Origin of the sequence: Barnesiella sp. An22, assembly GCF_963931395.1 — a bacterium.
Lineage (GTDB): Bacteria > Bacteroidota > Bacteroidia > Bacteroidales > Barnesiellaceae > Barnesiella > Barnesiella merdigallinarum.
In genome coordinates this window covers 2,377,123-2,391,695 of record NZ_OZ007014.1, presented here as the reverse complement: position 1 = coordinate 2,391,695, position 14,573 = coordinate 2,377,123, and the positions used below count along the sequence as shown (strand labels likewise).

The 14,573-nt window shown below is 50.1% G+C and carries 13 protein-coding genes and 1 tRNA gene; 1 reads left to right on the top strand and 13 read right to left on the bottom strand.

What is annotated here, in order from left to right:
• Positions 1–90: 90 nt before the first annotated feature.
• From ABGT88_RS09945 to ABGT88_RS09885, 13 genes are all read right to left on the bottom strand, one after another.
• Positions 91–732 (bottom strand): dual OB domain-containing protein, encoded by a 642-nt coding sequence (locus ABGT88_RS09945; RefSeq protein WP_346701858.1) that lies wholly within the window; start codon positions 730–732, stop codon positions 91–93.
• Complete coding sequence (locus ABGT88_RS09940) at positions 732–1,196, bottom strand: DUF488 domain-containing protein (protein WP_346701856.1); 465 nt, start codon at positions 1,194–1,196, stop codon at positions 732–734. The genes ABGT88_RS09945 and ABGT88_RS09940 overlap by 1 nt, the downstream gene beginning before the upstream one ends.
• A complete protein-coding gene (locus ABGT88_RS09935) occupies positions 1,189–1,968 on the bottom strand; it encodes a DUF488 domain-containing protein (RefSeq protein WP_346701854.1) in 780 nt (259 codons plus the stop codon). Before ABGT88_RS09935 ends, ABGT88_RS09940 begins: the two co-directional genes overlap by 8 nt.
• Complete coding sequence (locus ABGT88_RS09930; RefSeq protein ID WP_346701852.1) at positions 1,961–3,367, bottom strand: HAD-IIIC family phosphatase; 1,407 nt, start codon at positions 3,365–3,367, stop codon at positions 1,961–1,963. Before ABGT88_RS09930 ends, ABGT88_RS09935 begins: the two co-directional genes overlap by 8 nt.
• Before the next feature lie 596 nt (positions 3,368–3,963).
• Positions 3,964–5,139, bottom strand: a complete 1,176-nt coding sequence (locus tag ABGT88_RS09925; RefSeq protein WP_346701850.1) for a site-specific integrase — start codon at positions 5,137–5,139, stop codon at positions 3,964–3,966.
• A gap of 217 nt (positions 5,140–5,356) precedes the next feature.
• Positions 5,357–5,429, bottom strand: a tRNA-Lys gene (locus tag ABGT88_RS09920).
• A 131-nt stretch (positions 5,430–5,560) separates the two neighbouring features.
• Entirely contained in the window at positions 5,561–6,253 is a 693-nt protein-coding gene (locus tag ABGT88_RS09915) for an LrgB family protein (RefSeq protein WP_298663074.1), read from the bottom strand.
• Positions 6,250–6,615 (bottom strand): CidA/LrgA family protein, encoded by a 366-nt coding sequence (locus ABGT88_RS09910; RefSeq protein ID WP_346701848.1) that lies wholly within the window; start codon positions 6,613–6,615, stop codon positions 6,250–6,252. Before ABGT88_RS09910 ends, ABGT88_RS09915 begins: the two co-directional genes overlap by 4 nt.
• Before the next feature lie 57 nt (positions 6,616–6,672).
• Positions 6,673–8,580 carry an ATP-dependent DNA helicase RecQ gene (locus tag ABGT88_RS09905; RefSeq protein ID WP_346701846.1) on the bottom strand — a complete coding sequence of 636 codons (1,908 nt, stop codon included), beginning with the start codon at positions 8,578–8,580 and terminating at the stop codon, positions 6,673–6,675.
• A gap of 195 nt (positions 8,581–8,775) precedes the next feature.
• On the bottom strand, positions 8,776–10,497 hold the full coding sequence (gene recJ / locus ABGT88_RS09900; RefSeq protein ID WP_087409154.1) for a single-stranded-DNA-specific exonuclease RecJ: 1,722 nt from the start codon (positions 10,495–10,497) through the stop codon (positions 8,776–8,778).
• Positions 10,498–10,765: 268 nt separating this feature from the next.
• Positions 10,766–11,278, bottom strand: a complete 513-nt coding sequence (locus ABGT88_RS09895) for an N-acetyltransferase family protein (RefSeq protein WP_346701844.1) — start codon at positions 11,276–11,278, stop codon at positions 10,766–10,768.
• Between the two features lie 143 nt (positions 11,279–11,421).
• Positions 11,422–12,342: a mechanosensitive ion channel family protein gene (locus tag ABGT88_RS09890; RefSeq protein WP_087409152.1), complete on the bottom strand. Its 921-nt coding sequence runs from the start codon at positions 12,340–12,342 to the stop codon at positions 11,422–11,424.
• Between the two features lie 36 nt (positions 12,343–12,378).
• Entirely contained in the window at positions 12,379–13,566 is a 1,188-nt protein-coding gene (locus ABGT88_RS09885) for a clostripain-related cysteine peptidase (RefSeq protein WP_346701842.1), read from the bottom strand.
• Positions 13,567–13,682: 116 nt separating this feature from the next.
• Between ABGT88_RS09885 and ABGT88_RS09880 the strand changes: the two genes are divergently transcribed.
• Positions 13,683–14,504, top strand: a complete 822-nt coding sequence (locus ABGT88_RS09880) for a lipopolysaccharide assembly protein LapB (RefSeq protein WP_087409150.1) — start codon at positions 13,683–13,685, stop codon at positions 14,502–14,504.
• The last annotated feature ends 69 nt before the right edge of the window (positions 14,505–14,573 follow it).

Genomic DNA, 14,573 nt, shown 5'->3' with positions numbered 1-14,573 from the left:
AAGTACACCACCAAACGTACAATATCTGAATAGATGTGAGTTTGCTTCTTCCACTTCAAAAAATGGGTACTTAGTAAAGTTTCAAATTATTTATTTATTGCTTCCAAACACCTTGCTGACAAATTTATATGCCCTTCTTTCACCTGTTTCAGGATGTGTCCAGTCGGCATCCTTGGGAATAGATATGACAATAATGGCATACTTATAACAGACTTCTTCATTATCCAATATATCGTAAAAATCTTGGTCAGTCAAAGACACCCCTCTCATTGGATAACGCAACCCACTCCATGTGAAATCAATCTTAGCCTTGCCATAATCATTTTTATAAAGTCTGACATCTGAAACCAATAATATAGATTCAGACGGTTGAGTTACATTTTCCAGTTCATCCTCTCTCAAATACGAATAACCGTTATTCCAAAAGCCATGATAGCCATATTCCCTGAAAGCTTGCACAACTCTCTTCATTGACTCTGTACCAATCTTTCTACAAGAATGATTGTCAATCACCCAGTTCTCTTTTTGTTTACCCTGTGGCATCGAACGACCGTCAAACTCTATCACATCAAGCGGTTGGGCAAAATCAATCTCATGCCCTTGTACTGCACCAGCTTGACCGTCATCACGTACAATACGAATCCACTCTTTAGGATTATCTAAATCAATGCCACCAGGGCATAATCCTCCGTTCTTGCAACTGACAGCAAGAAGAAAAACTCGCTTTTTCATTATAGGTTTCCTCCGAATTTAATATCGTTTCTAAATTTATTGAGAAGCATCTCGCTAAGAACTCTTCTGTGACACTTTTCGTTTGTCGGCTCAGAGCATAGCAGCACAACATTTTCATACTTTCCAAACTCTTCAACAAAGTTGGAAATATTGGATTTGTATTCAAGCTGTTTCCTATATGCCACCTCAAATAATTTGTAATCCTTACTCATAGGACAAGACTTATCTCTAACCTCTTTCAGTAATTCCTTAGTCGGTGCCAAGTCCACACGGTGTTTATATTTACAGCCATTTGCCAATTCTGAAAGGAAATACGGTAAATCTTGCTCAAATGCAAAGCGTGATAATTGCCCATTAGGATTAAGTCGTACATCCACAAGGCAATCAATCTTGTTTGCCTTGATGATTCCAAAAAACTCTTTTGCAGTTTTTTTTGTAAAGCCAATGTTGAATAAGTTAATCATAGTTCTCGGTATTATTGTAGTTAAACCTTTTCCATCCATGTAATAAATTCCAATATCTATCGCAGAAGTCATAGAGCTTTTCTTGCTCGGTATTTCCGAAATAATTATCAAGGATTTCTTCCTTGAACATCATGTTCAGAACTTTTTTCTTTTCGCAAACGAATATTTCAAGTTGCTTATCCAAATCCGAGTTTGATATAAAGTAGATTCCACCATCAGGCTTTTCGACGATATGCCTCACTTCAAGCCAGTCACCGTATCTTTGTTCAAGTGCTTTGCTCACCAAAAAATATCTATGGCAATCCATCGGTTTCTTTTCGCTGCACATCAAGCACAAGGTGTAATTTTTGTCATACGCATCTTCAATGCGTTTTAATCCGCTTACAAAATGCTCATCATGCCTAAATTTACGAAAATCTACAATCTCATCCGAACCAAGCAATTCTGTTTTCTCTGGACGATAACTTTTTGCTATGGGGAAAACCTCTTGCTCGAAGAAGATGTCCGCTGCCTTAGAAAATACCTCTTGCTGACTACTGGTTTTGGCACCAATTTCCGGCATATTCATGTATGGTATGCCCAATTCCTTTCCTGCAATCTTCATGTTATCTGCATTGCATTGTGGATATTGCTTGGAAAAAGGAACAGAACGCACATCTATCAAAAAATTTACACCATGTTCTCTTAATGTATCAAACAAATGGTTGACATCTATGATATTACCTTTTTGAAATAAGGTGTAACCAACTGTATAAATGTATTTTTTATCCATTGCAATATTCTTTTAGATTGGTATTAAGTTGCATGTCGTTTATCGACTGCCTGTTTGGAACAAAACATATATTTCCATCTTTATCATTCTCTATAAAAATATCTTTATACTTGTCTATCAACTCAATGGCTTTTCCATTAAACCCAGTATCATCGAAAGCTAATGTTATAGTACGATTATTTGCTAAAGCAAAAATGTACATCAAGATGTATTCTTCAAGTCCAATTTCAAAATACCTACAGCTGATAGCCCAGTTTAGTACATGGATATTCTGTTTGTTCTCCGCATAAGTTACCGCAGAACAAACTCCCAAGTTTTCACCGTTACTTCTATATATCTCAAAAATTAGAGACCTGCATTTTTCGTAATGCTTTTTTTCTGAAAACTTGAATTGATTGGACTTTGCATAAAGGCGCATGGCTTCCACATGGTTTATGTCATCACTAACCTTGACAAGTAACTGCGGAAGATAACTTTTCTCACGTTCTTGCTGTAAGACCGCATATAATCGTTTACGATTTCTTGACTTCAACGAAAGCTCAAATCTATCAAAGACACCACAAGTTAAAAGTAAAGTTAGAAGTTCATCATGATTATCCCAATCAGGAACAAACACCTCTGGCAAGTTTTGTCTTACCTCGTCACGAACTATTTTGTTATCATCGATAAAAACGCAAGCACTTGTTAATATTGATAACTTTTGTGCTATGGCTTTTATGTTTTTGCTCTTATCGTTATAATTGGCGACAATACAGTCTATTTGACCTTTAAGAGGAAATTCATTCTCATCAAGCCTATCAATGGCAGACAGAACTTTTTCATTGTCATTGCGTGAGCATATTGCAATGTACAACCCAAGCTCTTTCGCTAAGGCTTGTATGAAACGCATAAACCCAATAAACGGAATTGCATCATTTGAAAGGAGATTTTGTTTGATTGCATCGATACCATCTTCTGCAAGAGTCCCTTTCCATATCGTATCGTCAAGGTCAAGAATGACAGCCTTATACACAATCTTGGACTTGCACATAATCTGTGAAATGATTTGCATAACCAGTATTCCGACAATGGAAATTCCCGTTTTACTTGACAAATATATTGTCGATACAAAGTTTTCTATCTTGTATCCAAAAAATTCATCATTTGCGTTCCCTCTAATAGTATATTCTACTTGTATTTCATCTATGGTATCTTGCCCGTTGGATATTGTCACTTCAAAACCATACGTTTGCAATTTGCGAAGAAGAAAGGACAAATCATGGTCGTCTGCAGCAATAAAACCTGCAACACCACCTATATTAACTATGTAATTGCTTGTGATGAAGTTGCGAAATTGCCTTACATAGTTGTTGATGTAAACATCTATGTATTTGTTAACTGGTGACTCTATTTCTGTCATAATCAAAACATTGTCTCCCAGTCCCCGAAGACCTCATATTATTTTACACCAAAGCGTGGAACTGCGATGCCACGTCTGATTGGAGGTCGTAGGAAAAACCTGTGCACGGATATGGAAATAGCAGCCCACGCTATAGCGTGAGAACCACTATGCCATCTCTTGTGCACAATTGAAAATTTCCTACGTTTCCAATCACAAGACAAGCATAACGCTTCTTTGATTTATCGTATGTCTGGCAAGAGTCGCCTCCAGCCAAATACAAAGGTAGTAAAATTCTAAGATAAACCATTTTATTCTGGGAAAAATCAACTATTTAAGCCTTATTTTATCACACAGTGGGATTTTACTACTCATTTCACCTCATATTCACAATTCACTTGTTTTTATAGTCAGCCAATAATTCCTCAAAATCTTTGTTATCCCAGATTCAATCAAAGTGATTGATATCCAAGGGGGTGTCCATTTTGGTCACCCCCTATTAGAAAATAAGAATCATCTATTAAAATGCGAATGGAGAATTACAAGAAGGGGGGGCGTCATTTCAACGACCCCCTATCAATATCAGCACTTTAGACTTTTATGTGGAATGGTCATCTTTATTTCCATGCCCTGAACATCTTATCCCCAATGTTCTGCGAAACATATTGCATGGGCAGCTTTGCATAAATTTCAGTCGTCCTTATGGAAGTGTGCCCCATCATAATTTGTAGAACTTCTTTGGAAATGCCTTGCCCAAGAGCCACCGTACAGGCGAATGTATGACGGGCTATATGTGTGGTTAAAGGAAAAGAACAACTGAGAGCCAAGCCTATGCCTTTAAGAAATTGGTTGTACTTCTGATTGGAGGTTATCTCCATCTTGTAGTTGTTTCGTTCCAATATCTTCCGCGTGATGGGTAGAATGGGCGTAACAAATTCATTCCCTGTCTTTATGCGATGCCCATCAATGTAGTCTTTGCCGTCAATAGAAACGACATGCTGGTCGTAATCAAACGATTTAGCATCGCTGTATGCCATGCCTGTGAACGTCTGGAAAAGGAAAAAGTCAAGATACCTGTTCATTACTGCATCTGTGCTTTCCTCCCGCATACGGATTAACTTTTTCAGTTGTGTTTCTGTGAGATGAGGGCGGTCGCTTTTCTCACCACGCTTGTCTTGAAAACGCTCGTAGGGGTTTTCTTTGATAAGCCCAAGACGGAAAGCCTCGGACACATACGACTTGAACCGCTTGTGGTAATTGTGGATGGCAGCCTGACTTCTGATGATTGGTTTCCCTTTGGTTGTGTAGGTCTGTTCTTCCCTTATGAAAAGGTCGAACTGATAGATGTGTTGCAGGGTTACATCGTCAAAGGTCTTAAACTTACCGAACCGTTCAAGAGCCTTATAGGTGGTGAAATGCCCTTTACGAGTACCTTCACGAAGCGGACGGTTATTGATACGCTCCCTAAGCCAAGCCATGAAGTTACGTCGGTTGCCGCCGTCCGCACTCAAATAAGTTTTGAATTGAGAGATGGTCATGTCGTCCTTATTCACCTGCATGGCGATAAGGATATGCTCAAATTCGGTTACTTTCTTTTGGATGTCCTCGTTGATGACAACAGCACGAGGATGATTTACCACAGTTCCATTCTCCCATTGGGCAATGGTAACGCTATGTCCTGAATGGAAATAACAGCGTTCACGCTGTAAACAAACCACGATTTCGATAGCTCCTGCCACTGTTGCCGTGGCTTTCTTCTTCCGGTTGAAGAACAGTCTTACGTACTTACTCATAATGGTAACACATTTGTGAGATTGGTAACACAGCTATGGTAACACAAAACCCGTCCAAAAGGGGATTTTTACGTCCAAGTGTGTCGCTTTTTCTCGTTTTTTTTGATGGTGTTACCACCTTGTATGCTGCTCAAAAAGAGAATGCAAAGAATTGAATGCCAGCAGCTTTGTGCAAATTAAAAAGAAAAGGTCTTCACCATTGAAGACCTCTCTTCCGTGATCCGCCTGGGGCTCGAACCCAGGACCCCAACATTAAAAGTGTTGTGCTCTACCAGCTGAGCTAGCGAATCTAACCTTGGTGCTTTTTGTAAAAGCGTTGCAAAGATAGTGCCTTTTATTGGAATATACAAGGGTTAGCCCCAAAATATTCTATTTATTTTTCGCTCTGGAGCCCACGGCTCACGGTCGTGGGGAGTGATTGTCAGCGCATGAGGGTTTCGAACACCGGGATGAGGAGCGAGGTGATGACCCCCATCAGACCGATGGCCAGGCCACTGATGGCACCTTCGACGGCTCCCAGCTCGATGGCGCGGGCGGTACCCAGTCCGTGGGCGGCCGAACCCAGGGCCAGACCGCGGGCTACGCGGCTGTTGACGTGGCAGCGGTCGAGTACGGCCGGGCCGATGATGCCGCCCAGCAATCCGCAACCAAATACGATGACGGCCGTGAGCGAGGGGATGCCGTGCGAATGCTCCGAGAGAGAGATGGCGATGGGTATCGTAACCGACTTGGGTTGCAGCGACGAGGTGATGGCTTCGTCGACTCCCATTATGCGGCAGATGGCGATGACACTCACGATGCCCACGATACCTCCGGCAAAGACGGCCGTGAGCACGGGAATCTCTTTGCCCCGTATCTGCTCGATCTGTTCGTAGAGGGCGTATCCCAGGGCAACGACCGAGGGGCCCAGCAGGAAGCTGATGAAGCTGCTGCCGGCGCAGAAGGTGTCGTAGTCGATGTCGAGCAGCGAGAGTAGCGCGATGATGAGCACCATAGCTACCAGCAGGGGGTGAAAGAGGGCGATATGTTTTTTCTGATGCAGTTTGCAACCGGCCAGATAGCTGCCCAGAACCAGCAGCAGGATGAAGGGCGTGGAGGAGAATATGGCGTTCATTGTTCAATCCCTCCTTTCTTGTGCGACAGTTTGCGGTCGAGATGCTCTTCGGTGACTCCCACCACGATGATGACCAGCAGTGTAGTCACTACCGAGACGGTGAGCAGGACCACCCAGTTGCTCATGAGTATCTTGTACTCGTGCATGAGTCCGATGCTGGCGGGGACGAAGAAGAGGGCCATGTTGCGGGTGAGGGCCGAGGCGGCCTTGTCGACGTCGCGCGGACGTACCCACTTGAGGGTGAGTGCCAGGAACAGCAGTATCATGCCGCACACGCTGCCGGGAATGAGTTTCCCGATGAGCAGGCTTACCATCTCTCCCAGTACATAGAAGAGCATGATGTAGCAAAAACCTTTAATCATTTTCTTAAAACCTTACTTGTTAATACCTAAATACCTAAATCTTTTTTTTATCTCTTTTTATTCCTTGTTTTTATAATGAATTTCGTCTTCGCAGACGACGAATCCTTCATCTCGCAGGAAGCGCAGGGCTTCGATCACTTCGTCCTCGGGATAGGGGAGCGAGTCGACTATCCGGTTGCGGCTTACGGTGCCGGTGCCGATTACCTGCTGCACGGCCCGGGCTATCTGTGCAGGGCGCTGTATCGAGGGGCGCTCGTGTTTGCGCCGTTCGATGCAGTTGTCGCAACAGCCACACTCGTAGTCGCTTTTCACTCCGAAGTATTCGAGCAGCATCTGTTGCCGGCAGCGGGTCGAGGTGGCATAGGTAATCATGCTCTCGATGCGGTCGGCCATGCGTTTGCGTCGCTCTTCGTAGGCCTCGCGGGTGATGTGCACGTAGCGGGGTTCCATGCGTTCGCGGGTGTAGACGATGTAGGGGGTGCGCCGCCGGGGCACGTAGTGGAGCACATGCAGACGGTTCAGCTTGAGCAGTGCTTCGTAGACGGCATGCTGGTCGATGCCGAGCCGCTGGGCCAGCGGATCTTCGTGAATGTATATGTAGTCGGCAAAGAGCCCGGTGTAGGAGCGCAACAGACATTGCAGCACGCGGTCGGTCTGCGGGTCGCAGTCGCGCAGGTTGTAGAGCTCCTCCCGGTGCACCAGAATCATCACGCGTGAGAGGGTGTCGGTCTCTTCGATAAACTCGATGTAGCCCGATATGGTGAGTATTTTCAAGGCATTGAGCACCGGCGTGGCGGTGTAGTTGAAGGTGGTGCAGAAGCGCTTCAGGTTGAACTCGAATATCGAATCCATGCCGCAACCGAGGGCAATCTCGAGGAAGTTGCTCACTCGCTCGTAGACCTTCAGCACAAACTCCTTGTCGGGAAACTCCTCGGTGAGCCGCTTGTGCAGGTTGGCCTTGTCGCGCCGGGCATAGAGCAGCACGGCGTAGGCGCGGGCCCCGTCACGACCGGCCCGGCCTGCCTCCTGAAAATACTCTTCGGGAGCGTTGGGCATGTCGAGATGCACCACCACCCGCACATCGGGCTTGTCTATACCCATGCCGAAGGCGTTGGTCGATACCATTACCCGCGTTTCGTTCTCTTTCCACCGGCGCTGCTTCTCGTTCTTCTCCTCCTGTCCCAGACCGGCGTGGTAGTAGTCGGCCGAGATGCCGGCCCGCGTCAACCCCTCGGCCACCTCTTTGGTGCGCTTGCGGTTGCGCACATAGACGATGGCGCTGCCGGGCACCCGGGTGAGGATGCGCAGCAGTTGCTGCATCTTGTCCTCGCCCTGCCGCACGACATACGAGATGTTGGGGCGGGTGAAGGGGGTGCGGAATACGCGCCCGTCGTGAAAGTCGAGTTTCTGTTGTATATCCTCGGCCACGCGCGGGGTTGCCGTGGCGGTGAGTGCCAGCACGGGAACGTGAGGCAGGGTGTGGCGTATCTGGGCAATCTTCAGGTAGGCGGGGCGGAAGTCGTAGCCCCATTGCGAAATGCAGTGTGCCTCGTCAACGACGATAAACGAGACCGGCAACCCCTTGATGCGGGCCGTGAAGAGCTCGGTGTCGATGCGTTCGGGTGAGATGTAGAGAAACTTGAATCGTCCGTAGAGGCAGTTGTCGAAGGTGACCACCATCTCGCGGCGCGACATGCCCGCGTGGATACAGGCGGCTCGTATGCCCCGGGCGCGCAGGTTGTCGACCTGGTCTTTCATCAGGGCCACGAGGGGAGTGATGACAAGGCAGAGCCCTTCGCGACAGAGGGTGGGTACCTGGAAGGTGAGCGACTTGCCCCCGCCGGTAGGCATGAGTCCCAGCGTGTCGTGTCCGTCGAGCAGCGAGGTGATAATCTCCTCTTGCATAGGGCGGAAACGGTCGTATCCCCAATACTTCTTCAATATTTCGTAGATAAGCTCTTGCATGCCTTTCCTTGAAAATCGACTGCAAAAATACAATTTTATCTATTACGATATAGAAATCGGGTGACGAAAATTGGAGCAAAGCCGCAAATCGGTAGGGGGCCTGGCATGATAGCGGAAGCCGATAAAAACAGCAGAGGCACGGTATCCGGGTCGGTTGCCGTGCCTCTGCCGTGATGCGGTTTAGCCTCCGCTCGGTTATTCCGAGGGGCGTATATCTTTGATAAAGAGTTGTATCGATCCGCTGTTGTGGGTATTCTCTTCGATGGTGTAGCAGATGTCGAACGGTTTGCCTGCCTTGATGTGGTCGAAGTGACGGCTCATGTTGAAGGCGATGCCGTTCATGATATTCTTGGACTTGCTATCGACCAACTCCAGTTTCACGTGTTCGTTTTTCTTGCCCACGAGCCGGCTCGTGCCATAGTCGGTCACGTGCCGGGTGCTGAAAATGGGCTTCTGGTTACCGGGTCCGAAGGGGTTGAATTGCTTGAGCAGCGCGAAGAACTCGGGGGTGATTTCGTTGAAGTCGATTTCGGTGTCGATGTCGATTTGCGGCTCCATCTGTTCGGGCAGGATGTGTTTGGCCACATGCTCCTCGAAGCGGGCGGTAAACTCCTTGATGTGCTCCTCCTTCATCGAGAGCCCCACGGCGTAGGTGTGGCCGCCGAAGTTCTCGAGCAGGTCGCGGCACGACTCCACCGCCTTGTAGATGTCGAATCCCTGTACCGAGCGGGCCGAGCCGGTAGCCAGTCCGTCGGAGAGGGTGAGCACCACGGCCGGGCGGTAGTAGAGTTCGGTCAGGCGCGAGGCCACGATGCCGATGATGCCTTTGTGCCAATCCTTGTTGTAGATGACAATCGATTTGCGGTGGTTGATGTCGACATGCTCTTCGAGTATCTTGCTGGCCTCTTCGGTGATGCGCTTGTCGAGCTCCTTGCGGTTCTCGTTGTACTGGTCTATGTTCTGGCTCTTTTCGAGGGCGCCGGCCATATCTTTGGCCACCAGCAGGTCTACCGCCTCTTTGCCCGACTGCATGCGACCCGAGGCGTTGATGCGGGGCCCGATTTTGAAGACGATGTCGCTGATGGTGATGTTTTTGTTGTTCAGTCCGCACACCTTCAGGATGCCGCGCAGTCCCATGCTGGGGTTGGAGTTGAGCCGCTTGAGGCCGTGATAGGCCAGGATGCGGTTCTCGCCGGTGATGGGCACGATGTCTGAGGCGATGCTCACGGCCACCAGGTCGAGCAGCGGTTCCAGGTCGGCGGCTATGTCGATGCCGTTGTTCAGGGCAAAACCCTGCATGAACTTGTACCCCACGCCGCAGCCCGACAGATGTTTGTAGGGGTAAGTCTCTCCCTCGAGTTTGGGGTTGAGGATAGCCACGGCGTCGGGCAACTGGTCGTCGGGCATGTGGTGGTCGCAGATGATGAAGTCGATGCCTTTGCTCTTGGCGTATGCAATCTTCTCCACGGCCTTGATGCCGCAATCGAGGGCGATGATGAGCGTGATGCCGTTCTGGGCGGCATAGTCGATACTCTTGTCGGAGATGCCGTAACCCTCGTCGTAGCGGTCGGGGATGTAGTAGTCGAGCCCCGAGTAGAAATTCTGCAAAAACTTGTATACCAGCGATACGGCCGTCGTTCCGTCCACGTCGTAATCGCCATAAATCATAATTTTTTCTTTACTCCCTAATGCGCGGTTGAGCCGAACTACCGCTTTCTCCATATCTCGCATGAGGAACGGGTCATGCAGATCGGACAGTTGGGGTTTGAAAAACTTCTCCGCTTCGGCGACAGAAGTTACCCCTCGTTGAGTCAGTAGTTTACAGAGCGCAGGGACCCGTGGGTATCGGGCCTCTAATCTCTGGGCTATCTGTTGTTGGTTGGATGTTAGGGGTAAGTAATTCCATTTACTTATCATTTATATTTTTTTTATTTTTTATCGCTCTCGGTTCCCGCAGCGACCGGCTGTTAAAAGTCCGACAGCCCGATGGTGTCCAGCGGGAAAAATGGACCTCGGCCAAGCTATTATCTGCCTTGTCCACATTTATATAGCAATGAGCAGGAGATGTAATTGCTTACAGACAGTCCTTTTTCACCTCATTATTGGCGTAAAGTTATAAAAAGACATTCAATGTTGAACCGCTTTTGCGTATTAAAATTGTAAATCTTCAAAATTTTAACGTCCTTTATTCGGTTCGGTCGGGGGCGGCTTGTGGAGCCAGCAGCAACTCGTAGTCGACTACGTCGAGCCACTGCCCGAATTTATGGCCTACCTCTTTGAAGAGCGATACCTGTTCGAACCCGAGCCGGGCATGGAAGGCGCGGCTGGCCTCGTTGTTGCCGGTGATGCAGGCAATCAGGGCCCGATAGCCCTGCCGGCGACACTCCTCGATAAGACGGAGCATGAGTTCCCGGCCCAATCCCTTGTTTTGGCCGAGCGGCGACAGGTATACGGTAGTTTCGAGCGTGTGGCCGTAGGCGGCCCGCTCTTTCCAGGGGTGGGCATAACAGTATCCGACTACGGTGCCCGCCTCTTCGGCTACGAAGTAGGGGTAGTGGTCGGCGATGTGGACGATGCGGTCGCGCATGGCTTCGGGGGTGAGCGGTTCGGTCTCGAACGAGATGGTGCTGTGCAGTATATATTCGTTGTAGATGGCCGTAATGGCGTCGGCATCGTGTGGGGTAACCTCGCGTATCATCGTATCGTCTCTTTTTTAGGGCACGAATATACGAATAAACGGCCGACCGTTGTATACGAGTGGGGGCTATTTCCTTGAAAAAAAACGGGAGGCAACCATCTTGCAGGTTGCCTCCCGGGGATAATGTGTTTGTGTCGTACCGGTTACTGGTCGATCATGTGCACATCGACTTGCGGGTAGGGGAAGTGCAGGTTGTACTTCTCGAACTGTTTGTATACCTGCTCGTTGAAATCGTAATAGACACCCCAGTAATCGCTGGCGGCAGCCCAGGCGCGAACGGTCACCTCGACGGCGCTGTCGGCCAGGCTGCTCAGAGCCACGAACGGGGCCGGTTCGGTCAGTACCCGTTTGTCGGCCGCGAGCAGTTGCAGGATGACCGTGCGGGCCGTGTCGAAGTCGTCGCCATAGGCGATGCCTATCTTCCAGTCTACGCGGCGGCGCCCCTCTTTCGAGTAGTTGTTGAGGCTGCCGGTCGAGAGCCCGCCGTTGGGTATGATGATGGTTTTGTTGTCGGGTGTGTTGAGTATGGTGTTGAATATCTGTATCTCCTTGACGGTACCCGAGTAGCCTTGCGCCTCGATGAAGTCGCCCACCTTGTAGGGCTTGAAGAGGAGAATCATCACCCCGCCGGCAAAGTTTTGCAGCGTGCCGCTCAGTGCCATACCTACGGCAAGACCGGCCGAGGCAAAGATGGCCAGGAACGAGCTGGTGTTGATGCCCAGGATACCGATGACGATGACGATGAGGATAAGCATGAGTATGATGCGGATGAGGCTCAGCAGGAAGGTGCGCAGCGAGAGCTCCACGTTGCGGCGGACGAAGGCTTTGGCCACGAAGCTGTGGATGCGGTTGATAATCCACTTGCCGATAAAGAAGACGGCCAGAGCGATGGCTACCTTCACCAGACCGTGCAAAATGGCCGAGATGGCTTGCTCCATGAATTGCTCGAACGAAAGCGACGAAAGCGACGAGAGCTTTTGTTGCCAGGTTTGGGCTACCTCTTCGGGAGCCGGCAGGTCGGGCGTTTGTGCCCACAAGGTCAATAGCGAATTGAGAATAGACATACGTAAAATATAGAGTTAATGGTTTTTATTGGTTTCTTAATTGGCAATCGGGTAGACCTGTTGGTACCAGTCGAGGGTGGTGTAGTAGCTGTCGAGGGTTGCGTCGCCGCTTCCCAAGGCATAGGTGCTCAAGCCACAGTGCGTGTTGACGGGCACTGTTCCCAGAATCGAGGGGGTGGCCGCCCGGTAGATTACGGTAGCGGCCAGGGCCTGGTCGAGCAGGCTCATCTCGTCGGCCGTAGCAATTTTCGACAGGTAGTCGCGCAGGTCGAAACAGATGTAGGGCCGTTGGCGGTCGAAGTGCTGCACCTGGGTGAGGTCGGGGGCGGCCTCCTCGCTGTGGGCTGCGAAGATGGTGCGTGTGGCGTCGGCCAGCACCTCGAGTTTGCTGCAGTCAATCAGGCTGGTGGTAGCTGTCCGATAGGCCCCCGAGAGTCCGTCGTAGTAGGTATAGATGGCGTGGCACACGCTGCTCAGGTCGAGCCGGTAGTCAAAGAGCAGGGGGATGGTGAGCGTATAGGGCATGCCGGTCCCCATCACCTCGGCAGCCGAGCCTATGTAGTAGTCGGTCTTGTTGCGCAACTGGTAGGCGCACTCGACGCTACCCATGAAGCAGACGTCGGTGAGGATGAACCGGAACCGATGGTCGGGCAGGGCCCTGGCCAGTTCGTCGAGCTCCATGTAGTTTGAACCGTCTTGCCCGAACGAGCGGGTAAGGGGGCCCGTCCACCGTTTGCGCGAGAGGGCCAACGATGAGTTGCCCGGCACCCATCCGGTGCTGTGCGACCAGAGTATCAGGCCATACTCCGAGGCGGGGAACAGCTCGATGGTCTCGTCGACGATTGCACTCAACACTTCGCCGGTGGCCGAGTTGCGGTTGGGGTACTCCCTCACAATCACCTTTTGGGCCTGCCCCGAGGCATCGCGCTTTATCTGAATCAGTTGCGGATTGGCGTCGCCACCGTCGCGATAGATAATCAGATTGCCGCCGTTCAGTTCGCCGGCCTGGGCCACCTGCAGCATTTCTTTGATGTTTTGCGTGTCATACCCGTAGTAGCCCAGGCTGTTGTCGGAGAGCATGTAGACCAGCACCGTGCGGTCTACGGGGACAGGCTCGGGCTCGTCGTCTTTGCAGCATGCGGTCAGAAGCGAGGCGACGGCTACCAGCAAAAACAGATCCCAAAGGCTCGGGCGGAAAAGGAATATTGTATCGAATCTCTTCATAATTCGCAAAAATAACAGAAATTTTTTCAAGGACTGTTTTTTTTGAGTACTTTTTAGAATCCCGGAGTGGGAGAATAAGGTCTAAACCTGTACCTTTGTTAGGTAAAATATCGGGTATGAAAAAACTTGGATTTTTGTTTTTGATTCTACTCTTGCCTTTGGGGCTGTGGGCGCAAAGCTATTACCAGTGGGTCGAGAAGGCCGACAGTTGCATCAAGGCCAAGGATTGGGCCGGGGCCGAGCATGCCCTGCTGAGTGCGTTGCGTACCGAACCGGCCAACGGCCAGAACTCGCTGCTGATGTCGAATCTGGGCACCGTGCAGCGCTATGCCGGCAAATACGACGAGGCGCTCAGAAGCTACTCCAACGGTCTGCTGATGACCCCCAACTCGGTCACGCTGCTGCGCAACCGGGCGGCCCTATACTCCGAAATCGACAGCATCGACTTGGCCTATAACGACTACAGCCAGATATTGATGATCGACGACTCCGACGAGGATGCCCTCTACCAGCGGGGACTTATCGAGCTGGGGCGGGGCGATACGATTTCGAGCCGGGCCGACTTCGAGCGGTTGCTCAAAATCAATCCCGCCAGTGCCAACGGTCGCATCGGCTTTGCTTCGCTGCTGAAGGTGATGGGCTACTACCCCGAGGCCATCGAGGTCTATTCGCAGGTCATCAAGTTCAACCCCGAGAAGGAGATTCTCTATGTGGGGCGGGCCGAAGCCTACCTCTTTGCCGGGCAGTATGCCAAGGCCGACAAGGATATAGAGAAGGCCATGGAGCTCGACCCCGACGACCCGGTGGTCTATGTGTTGCGGGCGTTGGGCAAGTTGGCCCGGTATGAACGGGAGTCGGCCAAGGCCGATTTGAAGCGGGCTGTCGAGCTGGGGTACGACCGGGAGTCGGCCGAGCAGTTGCTCCGGCAAGAGGAGTAGCGGGTAGGTTCGTCTGTTCCGTGCAGGAGGCAGACCCTGATTGCCGCCGAAAGAATGTAAAGATTTTTT

Bases quoted from the DNA above. Each gene is read 5' to 3' on its own strand.
- ABGT88_RS09885 (WP_346701842.1), bottom strand. From the start codon at position 13,566: ATGAAGAGATTCGATACAATATTCCTTTTCCGCCCGAGCCTTTGGGAT.
- ABGT88_RS09925 (WP_346701850.1), bottom strand. From the start codon at position 5,139: ATGAGTAAGTACGTAAGACTGTTCTTCAACCGGAAGAAGAAAGCCACG.
- ABGT88_RS09915 (WP_298663074.1), bottom strand. From the start codon at position 6,253: ATGAACGCCATATTCTCCTCCACGCCCTTCATCCTGCTGCTGGTTCTG.
- ABGT88_RS09895 (WP_346701844.1), bottom strand. From the start codon at position 11,278: ATGATACGCGAGGTTACCCCACACGATGCCGACGCCATTACGGCCATC.
- ABGT88_RS09910 (WP_346701848.1), bottom strand. From the start codon at position 6,615: ATGATTAAAGGTTTTTGCTACATCATGCTCTTCTATGTACTGGGAGAG.
- ABGT88_RS09940 (WP_346701856.1), bottom strand. From the start codon at position 1,196: ATGATTAACTTATTCAACATTGGCTTTACAAAAAAAACTGCAAAAGAG.
- ABGT88_RS09880 (WP_087409150.1), top strand. From the start codon at position 13,683: ATGAAAAAACTTGGATTTTTGTTTTTGATTCTACTCTTGCCTTTGGGG.
- ABGT88_RS09945 (WP_346701858.1), bottom strand. From the start codon at position 732: ATGAAAAAGCGAGTTTTTCTTCTTGCTGTCAGTTGCAAGAACGGAGGA.
- ABGT88_RS09905 (WP_346701846.1), bottom strand. From the start codon at position 8,580: ATGCAAGAGCTTATCTACGAAATATTGAAGAAGTATTGGGGATACGAC.
- ABGT88_RS09930 (WP_346701852.1), bottom strand. From the start codon at position 3,367: ATGACAGAAATAGAGTCACCAGTTAACAAATACATAGATGTTTACATC.
- ABGT88_RS09890 (WP_087409152.1), bottom strand. From the start codon at position 12,342: ATGTCTATTCTCAATTCGCTATTGACCTTGTGGGCACAAACGCCCGAC.
- ABGT88_RS09935 (WP_346701854.1), bottom strand. From the start codon at position 1,968: ATGGATAAAAAATACATTTATACAGTTGGTTACACCTTATTTCAAAAA.
- recJ (WP_087409154.1), bottom strand. From the start codon at position 10,497: ATGATAAGTAAATGGAATTACTTACCCCTAACATCCAACCAACAACAG.